Here is a 13,079-nt window from a genome sequence, read left to right as displayed (position 1 = left end):
ACCTCACACATCTAAATGCTTTACGAATTTGGCGTTTTTCTCAATAAACTCTTTTCTCAACTGTGGATTGTTGCCCATAAGCATATTAAAGACCCTGTCTGCTTCTTCTGCATCCGAGATTGAAACTTGAAGCAGTCTTCTTCTTGCTGGATCCATCGTTGTCTCCCACAACTGCTGTGGGTTCATCTCACCAAGACCTTTATATCTTTGTATCTCAAGTCCCTTTTTGGCTCTCTCTTCAATAAAGTTTAGCATATCCTTAATCGTTTTAAACTCGACAATTTCACCCTTTACTTCTGCTTTAAATGGCGGTCTGCCAAGCAGATTCTTAGACGGTGCATATTTCGTTAAAAGCTCATACTCGTGAGACTCAAAGAAATCTCTGTTTATAAAAATCTCCTTCTCTTCGTTGTCTATCTCATACTTAAACAGAAAACTATCGCCCTGTTTCTCTATCTGTTTTATCTTGATAGATGAGTTCTCAGCCAAACATTCATTTAAATTATCTTTAACTTCAGAAGGCTCATTAAAATCATCAAGAGACGGCGAAACAATAGAGAGACACCTAACAATCTCTTCTGATGGATACTTCTTTGACACCTTATCAACCATACTCTCATAAACAAGCAGCTTATTTAAAATCTTTTTAAACTCTTCTGTCTCAAGCTCTCTTCCATCAACAATCGGTATAAAATCTTCTATTCCCTTATTTACTAAAAACTCTTTCATCTGTTTCTCATCTTTGACATAAAACTCTTTCTTGCCAATCTTACACCTGTAAAGTGGTGGTTGGGCTATATAAACATAACCCTTCTCTATGAGCTCTCTGAAATACCTAAAGAACAGCGTCAAGATAAGCGTCTGTATGTGGCTTCCATCAACATCGGCATCCGTCATAATGATAATCTTATGATATCTAACATCATCTATATTAAACGACTCATTAATTCCTGTGCCAATTGCCGTGATAATGTTTCTTATCTCTTCGCTCTCTAAAACCTTTTTTAAGTTGGTTTTCTCTGTATTGAGTATTTTACCTTTTAAAGGCAAAATAGCCTGAAATACCCTATCGCGAGCCTGTTTTGCACTACCACCGGCTGAATCACCTTCAACCAAGAAAAGTTCAGCCTTTTCTGGGTCTTTCTCCTGACAATCGGCCAACTTACCCGGCAGGCCTTTACTTTCAAAAACCGTTTTTCTTCTAACGAGCTCTTTGGCTTTTCTTGCCGCTTCTCTTGCATTATAAGCCTTTAAAACCTTATCAATTATCGTTTTTGCTATAGCTGGATGCTCATCAAAATACTCATTTAACTTCTCATACAGCTTAGCCTGAATAATATTTTGAACTTCGGTATTAACAAGTTTTGTCTTTGTTTGGCCTTCAAACTGTGGATTAGGCAATCTTACACTCAAGATAGCAACAAGCCCTTCCCTTACATCATCACCCGAGAACTGAATATTACCCTTTATAAGGTTGTTATTTTTTGCATACCTGTTAATCGTTTTTGTAAGGACTGTCTTAAAAGCCGACAGATGAACACCACCTTCAACCGTGTTTATCGAGTTTGCAAATGTGTATATGGTTGATGAGTAAGTATCTGTATAGACAAAGGCAAGCTCCATCTGTATATTACCTTCGCTTATATTAAAGTAAATAGGCTCATCAAATAGCTTCTTTTTTGTTTTAGCAAGAAAGTCTATAAATGAGACAATGCCTTGAGTATAGTGAAATGTCTCTGATTTATCTATCCTTCTATCGATTAGGCTTATCTTTATGCCTTTATTTAAGAATGCAAGCTCCCTTAATCTCTTTGAGAGAATCTCATAATTAAACTCAACAGTCTCAAATATCTCTTTATCGGGCAGGAATGTTATTGTCGTGCCTGTTTTATCCGTTTCACCTATAACTTCAAGCTCTGTTTTTGGAATGCCTTTTTCAAAACTCTGTCTATAGATTTTGCCGTTTCTCTTTACTTCAACTGTTAAACTCTCAGAAAGCGCATTTACAACGCTCACACCGACACCGTGAAGACCGCCTGAGACCTTATAATTCTTATTATCGAACTTCCCACCTGCATGAAGGGTCGTCAAAACAAGCGTAACGGCTGGGATTTTCTCTTCTGGGTGAATATCCGTTGGAATACCACGCCCGTTATCTTCAACAGTTATTGAGTTATCTTCGTTTATATAAACATTAATCGTATCACAATAGCCTGCCATAGCTTCATCAATAGAGTTATCAACAACTTCATAAACAAGGTGATGCAAGCCTTCTGTTGATGTGCCGCCTATATACATGGCAGGCCTTTTTCTTACAGCTTCTAAACCCTTTAAAACTTTTATATCTTCTGCTGTGTATTTATCCACTTTGCTTTAAGCCTCCTAAATCGATAGTGTTGTATCCTTCAAAAGCTTCTAAGGTTGTTAAAAGTATCTGATTTGGCAGTTCTGTTATGGTTTCAAAAGCCTTTTTTTGCCTTTCTCTATCTAAGTCTCCTTCTAAATCATCAATAAGAAAAACAGGCATATTATTCAATTCATTATACACTTTTACTATACTCAAAACAATACATAAAAGGGCTATTTTTCTCTCTCCAACAGAAGAAAACTGAATTTTTCTGCCGTTTAGATAAATGTTAAAGTTATCCTTCTTTAAAGAGAAGAGTATTCTTCTTTTCTGTTTCTCTTTTTCAAAGATATTTTTACCCAAATTAACAATCTCGTATTCTATTTTAAGCTCTTGATTGTAAAACTCATTATAACAGTTATAAACGCTTTTTTCTATTTCTTTTACAAGCTCTTCTCTTAAGCCTGATATCTCTGCCGTTAATGTGTGGATCTCTTCATTTAAGATATTTAGTGCTTTATCGTCGCTGTTTTCTTTGAGTATATTTCTCTTTATTCTTTGCAGTTTTGAATATTTGACTAACTTATCTATTATCTTGTTGTTTTTTGCATAAATCCCACGATCTATTAAGGAGAACAGATAATCCTTACTTTTTAGAGAGATAAACGAGTTTATTGAATAGTCTATGCAGGGAAACATCTTTTTTAGGTTGACAACCGTTGTCTGCTTCGAGTTTAGTTTTAAACTTTTACCTTTTTCATCAAACCTTACAAGCACGGTGTTATTATCTATAACAGCCGTTATTATTGCCGGTTTTTTTAAATCCTTTTGAATTGGTTTAAAACTTCTTATGAATGGATGGCCATTTAGAGATATAAACACGGCTTCTAAAAGGTTGGTTTTACCTGCGCCGTTTCTTCCTTTTATAATGTTTATTCTTTCAAAATCCGCCTTTAGTAAGTCGAAGTTTTTAAAGTTGTTCACTATTATTCTTGTTATCATTTACTCGATTATTGGCGTCATTATGTATTTGTATGAGTAAATGTCTTCTTCTGCTTTAAACATTATTGGATCTTCGCCGGTTTTGTAAATCATATCAACCGTTTCTGAGTTTGTCTGGTTTAGAAAATCCAGTATAAATTTTGAGTCTAACTTTATTATCAGATTAGACTCTGCCTGTTTTGGGTTTATTTCAATTATATCTTCTGCTGTTTCGCCTTCCTGGTTCTGTGCTTTTATAGTGGCTTTTTTCTCATTTAAATTTACTTCTATGGTTATCTCTCTGTTTGAGCTTAAAATAGAGCTTCTCCTTATAGCGTCTTTAAACTCGCTTCTGTTTAACTCTACTGTATTTGATGTCTCTTTATTTAAAAGAATCTGATTGTAATCAGGAAATGCGCTGTTTATCAATTTCGATGTTATGTTTAAGTTTTCTGATTTTATCATTATCTCGTCTTCTGATTTTAGTATCTCTATCTCGCCGTTGAGTGGGATTCGGTTTATGAGCGTTGCACCTGCATTTTCTATGATTAGGCTCTCTTCTGTATTTGAGCTTTTTGAAGCTGATATGTTTATAAGCCTATAGTGGTCTGTCGCTGTTGCTTTGATTTTTTCTTGTTCGAACTCTATATAGATGCCTGTATATTCTCTTGATATGTCGTTTTTATCTGGGCAGTATATTGTCTCCTTTATCAGCTTTTTTAGTACTTCTGCTTCTATTTTTGTTATTGGTTTGTACTCTTTCTTTGGGAGTTGTGGAAACATCTGGCCATCTTGAATCTTTATTGTGGTTTTGAAGTTTTCTGCTTTTATTGTTAGTGTTCTCTCGTTTATGTTTAGTTCTATGTTCTCTGTGTTTATCTCTTTTAGGATACCTGATAGCTTTTGTGTATCTATTACAAAACTTATGTTTTCTTCTGTGTCTGTTTCTGCTGTTTGTGTTAGTGTTGTTATGTTGTTCATTGAGATGGCTGTTAGTTTCTTGTTTTCTATCTTGATTAGTGTGTTGTATAGGATGCTGTCTTTCTCTTTTGCTGTTGATAATGTGGCGTTGTTTGTTATCTCCTTCAACTGGGCTGTGTTTATTAACATTTTTCTTTCCCTCCTTCTCTTTTTTTATTTTTAGATAGTTGTAATAATAACCCTTGTCATTCTGTCAAAATCACCCGCTTTTGTTGTTCTTTTGAAAAGTTCTTTCTTTTTATCTGTGTCAATATTTATTCTTCTATCTTTTTTTCTTCTGTCTCTTTCTTTACTTATTGACATGGTTGAAGATTTTTTGAAAGGTTTTTAAACATTTGTTATCTCTTTTTCTATCTCATCTATTTTTTCTTTTAGAAGTGGATTGTTTTGAATCTCTTTTTCTATTTTTTTGCAGGCGTTTATGATTGTTGCATGACTCTTAACGCCAAATTTTGCTTTGATTTCAGGAAGTGAATTTTTTGTTATCTTTCGTGTTAGATACATTGCCACTTCACGCGGCAAGAGAATCTCTTTCTTTCTTGTTGATGACAATAGCTCTTCGACAGATATATTAAAGTGTTTTGCGACTGTTCTTTGGATATTTTCTGCTGATAGCATCTTCTCTTTTCGCATTACTATGTCTTGAAGCGTCATTTTAACGAGATTTAATGTTATTGGCCTTCTCATAATTGATTTGTATGCTGAGATTTTGATTAGAGCACCTTCAATCTCTCTAACATTTGAACTTATATTTTGTGCTATAAACTCGACAATTTCTGGCGGTAGTTTCAGATTAAACAACTCGGCCTTTTTTTGAATTATTGCTATGCGTGTCTCGAGCTCTGGCGGTTGAATATCGACGATTAGGCCCCAGCTGAAGCGGGATTTTAATCTATTTTCAATATCTGGAATGTCGTTTGGCGGTTTATCGCTCGTTATAACAATCTGTTTCTGGTTTTCATAGAGCGAGTTGAATGTGTGAAAGAACTCTTCTTCAGTTCTCTCTTTTTTTGAGATGAATTGGATGTCATCAATAAGCAGACAATCTAAGTTTCTGTATTTATCCCTGAACTGACTCATCTTTTTATACTGGATTGAGTTTACAAGCTCGTTTGTGAACTCTTCGCTTGATATGTAAAGCACTTTGGCTGATGGGTTGTTCTTTTTAATGTTGTTTCCTATTGCGTGCAGCAGGTGGGTTTTACCTAAACCAACGCCGCCATAGATAAATAACGGATTGTAAGCCTTGGCAGGGTTTTCACTGACAGCTACGCTTGCAGCATAAGCCAATTGATTACTCGGCCCAACAACAAAATTCTCAAAACCATACTTTGGATTTAGATTGTCTTTAAACTGACTTTTAAGTAAAAGTTCTACCTTGGGTAATTTCCCAAATGTCTCTTTTAAGCTCTCTTTAAACTGCTCTTTGTATTTGACTTTTATTAGGTCTTTAAAGCTCTCTTCTGGTATTGCAAGTGTGATTTTTACTGGTGAAACACTAACTGGTTCAATGAGCGATATCTTTTCAATATCTTCTGTTTCTACTTTGCTTTTTAAATTCTCTATTACCTTCTCCCACATAGCAGCTCATTATATTAAATTCGTGATTTTTTATCAATTAGATGATATTATTTTAACAATGGGTGATAAGAGAGCGTTGTTTGAAAAGCTAAAGAGAAAAGGATTGTTTTATAGTTACAGTAAAGATATCACTTATGAGAACCTTAGTGATAATTTGCTTATCGAGTATGTATTAAAATATGCCGATTTTGATGATATAAAGGAGATTATTGAGATTTTTGGTGTAGATAGAGTTAAAGCTGTTTGGGAGAAAAGTATGAAAACTGATAGAAGATTTATAAAAGTCAACCTTATGATTGCCCGCGTGTTTTTTAATATGGATGTTGAATCTGATTATTTTAAGGGTTTGAAGAGTGAGAGATTTAAAGGGATTAGAGTGTTTAACAGATAGAACTAAACAGGTTTTGTTAAAGCTTATAGATGTTGGAATTTTAAGAGACTATTTACTTGTTAGTGGAAGTGGGCTTGCCTTTCATTTATGCCATAGAAAGAGTGAAGATTTAGATTTTTTTACATTTAAAAGTGGATTGTTCAGTAAATTGAAGATTTTGGGTTTATCTGATTATTTTAGAAAGTTTGAAGTATTGAATTTGTCAGATGAGCAGATAGACCTTCTACTTGATGGTGTTAAAACAACATTTTTTGATGCAAAATGGGAATTTTTAAAACCGCATAGAGTTGATTCGTTTAATGTTGCAACAGTTGAGCAGATAGCTATTATGAAAACTCATACTCTCTTTTTAAGGGCAAGATTTAGAGATTATTATGATATGTATTTTTTGGTTAGTGAATTGGGTTTGAAAAAGGTCTATGAGCTTTCTAAAGAAGTACTTGAAGGTATAAGTTTTAAACTATTTGCAACAGCTCTTTTGTATGTTGATGATATAGAAGATGAAGATATATTACATCTTGAACCCAAAAAAGAGCTCTCATTAAAAGATATCAGAGACTTTTTTGAGCAAAAACTTAAAGAGTTGTAATAACTATTTGACTTTGGAATATATTATTTGATAAATTATTATAAATTAAGTTTTGGGGGGAGGTTGTTTTATGAAAGCTAAGTTTAAAGTATTATTGGTATTGTTAAGTTTTAGTTTAATTCTCTTTGTCTACAGCTGTGCCACAACTTCTACTCAGGTCTCGACGACAAATCAGAATCTGAACGAGATTGCAAGCTACAATGGGCCTAAGGCACGCATCGCTGTTGCAAGTTTTAAGTGTAAAGCAGCTAAGTGTGGCGGCAGTATAGGGTCGGGTATTAAAGATATGCTCGTTGACTCATTAGTTAGAAGCAACAGGTTTATAGTCCTTGAAAGAGGGGAAACCTTCAGCGCTGTTCAGAAAGAGCTTGCTATGGCTAAAGGTAAGTATTTCAATAAGAAGCAGGGCCCAAAAGGTGGCCATCTTGAGAGGGCCGATATACTTGTAACCGGTGCTATTACGGCTTTTGAGCCTAACGCAGAAGGCATGGGTGGAGCAGTTGGTGGTCTGTTTGGCGGACTTTTTGGTGTTGGTGCAAAGACAAAGAATGCATACATTGCTATGACTATAAGGCTTGTTGATGTTGCAACAGGCAGAATAATAAACTCAACAAGGGTTGAAGGTAAGGCTTCAAGTTTCAAGATAGGTGGTCTTGGTGGTGGTTTAATAGGTAGTGTTCCACTTGGTGTTGGTTTAAAAATGTATAAAAACACACCAATGGAAAAGGCTATAATGGTTATGCTTGATAATGCCGTTAAAGCTATTTCTAAGCTTGTTCCAGAGAATTATTATAGATATAAGTGAATTGGCATAGAGTGCGATTTTTAGGTTATTTAGCCCCCTTTTAGTAAGCGGGGGCTTCTATTTCTTTCTTCTTTCTTTCTTTTTTCTTAATTTTTGATAGTTATGTTATACTCTTTCTTTTTCTTTTTGTTTTTGTCTTATGTAATTTTTTTGTTAATTAATTATTAGGATTTGTAAAAATAAAGTTAGTAAAAATCTTAAAAGTTATAAGTTTTTGTTGCAAGTTTAAGTTTTGGATTTATTGTTGAACAGACAAAAATTATCTTTAGTTATCTGTTTGTTTTTATTTGCACACGCTTAATGGCAAAGCATAAAATTTTGAATTGGAGAATTAAACTTTAAAAAGCTGAATTGTTTACTCCCATTATATTTCAATAGGCGCCTTCTTTTTTTAAAACGGCTTTAACCGTTTTTATAAGAATAACTATATCGAGCCATAAAGACCAGTTAAGAACATACCAAGAGTCAAGTTCTACTCTTTTTTCAAAAGACAATTTATTTCTTCCAGATACTTGCCACAATCCTGTTATTCCAGGTTTAGACTCAAGAATGATTCCTTTGTATTTACCCATCTCTTCTAACTCTTTGGGAAGATAAGGCCTTGGGCCAACCAAGCTCATTTGTCCCAGCAAAACATTAAATATCTGTGGAAGTTCGTCCAATGAAGTTTTTCTTAAAAATTTACCTACTCTTGTTATTCTCGGATCATATCCTTTAATTTTTTTGTACCTTTTCCATTCATCTCTAACCTTAGGATTTTCTTCCAAATATCTGTTCAGTATTTCATCTGAATTTACAAACATGGTTCTAAATTTTATGCACCTAAATAGCTTACCTTTTCTGCCCACTCTGTTCTGAATAAAAAAGACAGGTCCTTTAGAATCAATTTTTATTAAGAAACCAAATACAAATGTAGTAATCGCCAAAACTGGCAAGATAGCCAAGGATACAGTGAAATCAAAAACCCCTTTCAATATTTTGTTTTTGAGATTCATCAAATTATTGTTAACTCTTAGCACAAACATTTGCTCATCAAACAAAGGGTAAATCTGAACATTAGAGACAGCCACGCCTTTCAGCTCTGGTATAACATAAACCCTTCTAACAAGCAGTTGAACTTTTGAAACCAAGTCAGCTATCTTTTCAGAACCTACAGAAGGCATAGCTATCATCACACTATCAACATTGAGTTTGTCAATAACACTTTCCAGATCACTCACTTTACCTATTATTTTAAATTCTTTATTGTCTATTTCTATATTTCCCTTTTTGAAATCATCCAAAAAACCTATTATAGTCATTCCAAATTCTTTCTGTTTTAAAATAGAACTAACGGCACCTTTGGCAGAACTTCCAGCTCCTACAACAAGCATACTTCTTCCGTACAGACCAATCTTAAGCAAAAATAGTTTAAACCAATGTCTAACAATAGGGACAACAATCACTGCTAAAGAGAAGTAAATAATAAAAATAGATCGTGGAAAATTCCACATCTTTTGCATATATATGAGCGAAAGTGATACCAAAACAGTAAAGAAAACAGAAGAGAAAATCTCTTTTGATTCACTCCAGAATGGCAACCTTTTAGAGTAAAGTCCTTTTATAAAAAATATAGCAACCAATACTACAGAAACCCACCAAATTTTTAGAAAATAGTCACCTTCGTTGGGTTTTATCGATAATAAGCCGTATTTTCCGAGTTCGCCCTTTATAAAAATAGAAAGCATTAGTATAGCACTGCTTATGGCAAAATCAAACAGCAACAAAAGAATCTTTACTAAGTCTTCTTTGACTCTTGGCATATCTCAACCCTGCCGTTTAAAAAACTCTCTTACTTTTTTATCAACAAACTCTTTAAACTCCTGTTGGAATCTACTTTTACAAAACCTTTCTGCATTTTTTCTTATCTTAACACAATCAAACTTTTCTTCAATTTTTTCAAACTTTTTAATAGCCTCTACTAAACTTTCAACTGTCTGTTCTTTAAAAAATAACCCGGTTTTACCATCTATTACAGTTTCTGTTGCTCCACCCTTACCATAAGCAATTACAGGTGTTCCGCAGGCTTGAGCTTCAACCGGAACTATACCAAAATCTTCTTCTGCGGCAAAAACAAACGCTTTTGCCCTTTGCATATAATCCTTTAAGATTTCAAATGGTTGATATCCCAAAATTTCAATATTTTTACCTGCCTTTTTCTTAATCTTTTCTAAATCAGGGCCATCACCAATAACTACAAGTTTTCTTTCTGGAATTTTAGAAAACGCTTCAACTATCAAGTCAATCTTTTTATATGGAACCATCCTTGATGCTGTTAGATAAAAATTCTCCTTCTTTGTATGCAATTCAAATTTATCAACATCAACCGGCGGGTAGATTACAACCGATTCCTTACCGTAGATTTTCTTTATCCTTTTTGCTACATAATTTGAGTTCGCCACAAAATAATCTACTCTATTGGACGTTGTAAAGTCCCAGATTCTTATATAGTGTAAGATAAGTTTCGCTATAAAGCCTTTTACTCCTTTTGACAAACCCGACTCGTTTAAATACTTATGATACAAGTCCCAAGCGTATCTAATGGGAGTATGACAATAACAGATATGAAGTTGATTAGAGTTGGTTAAAACACCTTTTGCTACAGCATGAGAAGATGAGATTATCACATCGTACTCTGATAAATCGAACTGCTCTATAGCTAAAGGGAAAAAAGGTAGGTAATTTCTATACTTGGTTTTTGATTTTGGGAACTTCTGAATAAATGATGCTCTAATTTTAGCTTTTTCAAGTGCCGTTTCCTTTAAAGCTAAATCATCTTTCACAAGAGTATATATGGCCGATGGATAGATATCGTAAATGGCTTCTAAAACTTTCTCTGCTCCAGCTAAAGTTACAAGCCAGTCGTGAATAAGGGCAAATTTCATGAAAATCTCTCCAAAATTCCTATAATTTTCTGTGCCGATTTTTCCCAGCTAAACATTTTGACTCTTTTAAATCCCTTTTGTATTAGTTCCTTCTGTAAAGACTCATTTTCTAAAACAGTTTTCATACCTTTAGCTATATTTTCAACATTATAAGGATCAACATAATATGCAGCATCTCCACATACTTCTGGCAAACTTGCAACATTGGACACAATAACAGGCGTTCCGCAAGCCATAGCTTCTAACGGCGGAATGCCAAAACCTTCAAACTTTGAAACCAATACAAAAAGTTTAGCTTTATTATACCATTTTACCAGTTCATTGTCAGACACGTAACCTGTGAATACTATGTTCTGTTTATTGCCAATTAAGTTTAATGTGCCTGTGTTACGAAAAACCTTCTGGTTAATTCCTCCAACTAATACAAGTTTGTAATTTTTGAATTCTGAATATTTACTTTTCAGTAAAATAAAGGACTTGATTAATCCTTCCATATTTTTGTATGGTTGCAGAGTAGCAACAGACAGAATTATATTTTTCTTTTTTATACTGTCTATTCTTTTAAACTTGCAGGCAATAGCATTGTAAATTACTTCAACCTTATCTTTATCGATATTTAAGTTCTTGGAGATGTCATTTTTAGAAAACTCACTTACAGTAAAGATAAGAAGGGAGTTTTTTGCTATTTTAGGTATCAAAAAGTTATAAAAAGAATAAAACTTTTTAGAAACGGAACAGGGAAAATGTTTCCAACTTATATCATGAATCGTTACTACTTTGTTTTTATAAAATAGCGGAGCAGTATTTACTAAATTTACCAATAAAGGACTTCCGATTCTTTTCAGGTACAAAGGTAAATCTACCTGCTCCCATAAGTGACCCTTATTGATACCTATGGTTTTAACTTCTAATTCTTCTGCTATATTTTTGTGTAAAATATTTTTTGGAGCAACAAATAGAATATCATGATCCATTTTCTTTAATTGTTTAGATATTTCAATTGCAAACCTTTGAGAACCTGTTATCTTTTGAGTTAGAAAACGTGAGTTAATAACACACAGCATCTAAATGTTCTCCTTATTATTCTTTAAGCTAATAAATCCGGAGAATATAAGTGACATATATATCCATAGAAATGGCGGCCAATTTATATCTGGCAAAGCTGCAAACATAGCAAATAAATAAACAATAAAAGACAAAGAAACAGCATATAACAAACCAGCCTTTTGATGATTATGTCGCAATAATGTCAAGTTCTTTTTAAACATCATAGCAAGAAAGTATAGAAAGCTAAAAAATAAAAATAATCCTGGAATACCTAAGTTAGATGCAAGATAAGCCAAAAAAGATGAAGGACGATTTGAACCTAATCCGGCACCTAAAAAGTATGTCTTAGGTAATACAACAGTGTAAGAGAAATAATCAGCCCAAAGTCTGTGTTTAAAGCTGCCGGAATTAACTTTTTTCACGGTTGTTTGTTCAATCTGATTGCTGATTTTAGCACTTCTTGCTTTACCGCTAACAATAAAAAAGGAAAATCCTAAAAGTAAAACAAATATTATAGCAGCAAAAGTTTTATAGTTTTTTTCAAAAAAGGTAAACACAAAAAATAACAAAATCAATGATACAAAAAAGGAGAAATAAGCAGTAGTAGATTGCGTAGCTAATAGCGTAAAAAAAGCAAATGGTATAGCAAATAAATATATCTTTTTAGCGTTAAAAAGATACCTGGTCATTAAAAACATTAAATAAGAAGCCAAAAATCCGCCACAAAACGATGGTTCGCTAAGTGTAGAGAAAATTCTTTTGCTATTATATGGGTAAAAGGAATATGTATAGTTATTATGAAAAACTTTGTATAACCATAGATAGGTAGTATTAGAATAAAAATAAACGGATATATATTCAAATAGCCCAAAAATAACAACAAAAATACCTGTGTAAAATAAAACCTTTGTCAACGAATCAAAAAAAGAGCTATTACGCCTTGAAATAACAATAATGATAGAAAGAAATATAAAATTTAGTATCATATAGCCAGCCTGCCCAATATTGCTAAGGGAAAATTTTAGCGAAGATGGGTCGTGATATTGTAAATCAATACCTTTAGTAGGGCTCATTATGTACACACCTTTAAAGAAAATTGAAAAAACAAAAGCAGAAAGTGCAGAGTATAAGCAAAAAAGCGATAAAAAAATCAAAGCATATCTAAAATTTTTCTCACTATTCTTGAAAATAAAACTTAGTTCTTTTCTAAGATTAGATTTAAAAGTGAGAATGAAAGCAGTAAAAGTTAAAATAATCGACATCCAATAAGGAGATACACCTTTTGACGCATGACCTATATGTATATCAACAAAACTAAATGCTTGGAATACAGAAAAAAATAATGTTGTAAATATTAGAAAATACAATAAACTATTCAAAATATTGCTATTATTCTCTTTACTCTGCAAGTTTACCATTAGTTTTTTTTCTTT

The 13,079-nt window shown here is 33.2% G+C and carries 12 protein-coding genes; 3 read left to right on the top strand and 9 right to left on the bottom strand.

Features of this window, described 5'->3' with window-relative positions:
* Nucleotides 1–3: 3 nt before the first annotated feature.
* Genes gyrB through dnaA form a run of 5 tightly spaced genes read right to left on the bottom strand, consistent with a single transcriptional unit; the run spans nucleotide 4 to nucleotide 5,890 of the window.
* Nucleotides 4–2,367: a DNA topoisomerase (ATP-hydrolyzing) subunit B gene (gene gyrB, locus G415_RS0108035; RefSeq protein WP_022671161.1), complete on the bottom strand. Its 2,364-nt coding sequence runs from the start codon at nucleotides 2,365–2,367 to the stop codon at nucleotides 4–6.
* Nucleotides 2,360–3,349 (bottom strand): AAA family ATPase, encoded by a 990-nt coding sequence (locus G415_RS0108030; RefSeq protein ID WP_022671160.1) that lies wholly within the window; start codon nucleotides 3,347–3,349, stop codon nucleotides 2,360–2,362. Before G415_RS0108030 ends, gyrB begins: the two co-directional genes overlap by 8 nt.
* On the bottom strand, nucleotides 3,350–4,438 hold the full coding sequence (gene dnaN, locus G415_RS0108025; RefSeq protein ID WP_022671159.1) for a DNA polymerase III subunit beta: 1,089 nt from the start codon (nucleotides 4,436–4,438) through the stop codon (nucleotides 3,350–3,352).
* Nucleotides 4,439–4,468: 30 nt separating this feature from the next.
* Nucleotides 4,469–4,612 carry a hypothetical protein gene (locus tag G415_RS11085; protein WP_022671158.1) on the bottom strand — a complete coding sequence of 48 codons (144 nt, stop codon included), beginning with the start codon at nucleotides 4,610–4,612 and terminating at the stop codon, nucleotides 4,469–4,471.
* Nucleotides 4,613–4,636: 24 nt separating this feature from the next.
* The gene (gene dnaA / locus G415_RS0108015) at nucleotides 4,637–5,890 is read right to left on the bottom strand and encodes a chromosomal replication initiator protein DnaA (RefSeq protein WP_022671157.1); all 1,254 of its coding nucleotides are present in this window, start codon (nucleotides 5,888–5,890) and stop codon (nucleotides 4,637–4,639) included.
* A 58-nt stretch (nucleotides 5,891–5,948) separates the two neighbouring features.
* On the opposite strand from dnaA, the gene G415_RS0108010 reads away from it, so the two are divergent.
* The 3 genes from G415_RS0108010 (at nucleotide 5,949) to G415_RS0108000 (ending at nucleotide 7,675) form a co-directional block, all read left to right on the top strand.
* A complete protein-coding gene (locus G415_RS0108010) occupies nucleotides 5,949–6,281 on the top strand; it encodes a hypothetical protein (RefSeq protein ID WP_155825482.1) in 333 nt (110 codons plus the stop codon).
* On the top strand, nucleotides 6,244–6,870 hold the full coding sequence (locus tag G415_RS0108005; RefSeq protein WP_022671155.1) for a nucleotidyl transferase AbiEii/AbiGii toxin family protein: 627 nt from the start codon (nucleotides 6,244–6,246) through the stop codon (nucleotides 6,868–6,870). The genes G415_RS0108010 and G415_RS0108005 overlap by 38 nt, the downstream gene beginning before the upstream one ends.
* 70 nt (nucleotides 6,871–6,940) lie before the next feature.
* The gene (locus G415_RS0108000) at nucleotides 6,941–7,675 is read left to right on the top strand and encodes a CsgG/HfaB family protein (protein WP_022671154.1); all 735 of its coding nucleotides are present in this window, start codon (nucleotides 6,941–6,943) and stop codon (nucleotides 7,673–7,675) included.
* Between the two features lie 371 nt (nucleotides 7,676–8,046).
* Here G415_RS0108000 and G415_RS0107995 read toward each other — a convergent pair whose 3' ends face one another.
* Genes G415_RS0107995 through G415_RS0107980 form a run of 4 tightly spaced genes read right to left on the bottom strand, consistent with a single transcriptional unit; the run spans nucleotide 8,047 to nucleotide 13,064 of the window.
* Nucleotides 8,047–9,477, bottom strand: coding sequence for a sugar transferase (locus G415_RS0107995; RefSeq protein ID WP_022671153.1), 1,431 nt, complete (start codon nucleotides 9,475–9,477; stop codon nucleotides 8,047–8,049).
* A 3-nt stretch (nucleotides 9,478–9,480) separates the two neighbouring features.
* Complete coding sequence (locus G415_RS0107990) at nucleotides 9,481–10,599, bottom strand: glycosyltransferase family 4 protein (RefSeq protein WP_022671152.1); 1,119 nt, start codon at nucleotides 10,597–10,599, stop codon at nucleotides 9,481–9,483.
* The gene (locus G415_RS0107985; protein WP_022671151.1) at nucleotides 10,596–11,663 is read right to left on the bottom strand and encodes a glycosyltransferase family 4 protein; all 1,068 of its coding nucleotides are present in this window, start codon (nucleotides 11,661–11,663) and stop codon (nucleotides 10,596–10,598) included. Before G415_RS0107985 ends, G415_RS0107990 begins: the two co-directional genes overlap by 4 nt.
* The gene (locus tag G415_RS0107980; protein ID WP_155825480.1) at nucleotides 11,664–13,064 is read right to left on the bottom strand and encodes a hypothetical protein; all 1,401 of its coding nucleotides are present in this window, start codon (nucleotides 13,062–13,064) and stop codon (nucleotides 11,664–11,666) included. It lies immediately after the preceding gene.
* Nucleotides 13,065–13,079: the final 15 nt, after the last annotated feature.

Source organism: Hippea alviniae EP5-r, from assembly GCF_000420385.1.
GTDB lineage: Bacteria > Campylobacterota_A > Desulfurellia > Desulfurellales > Hippeaceae > Hippea > Hippea alviniae.
Note: the sequence above shows the minus strand (reverse complement) of the source record. Positions and strands in the feature narration are given on the sequence as shown.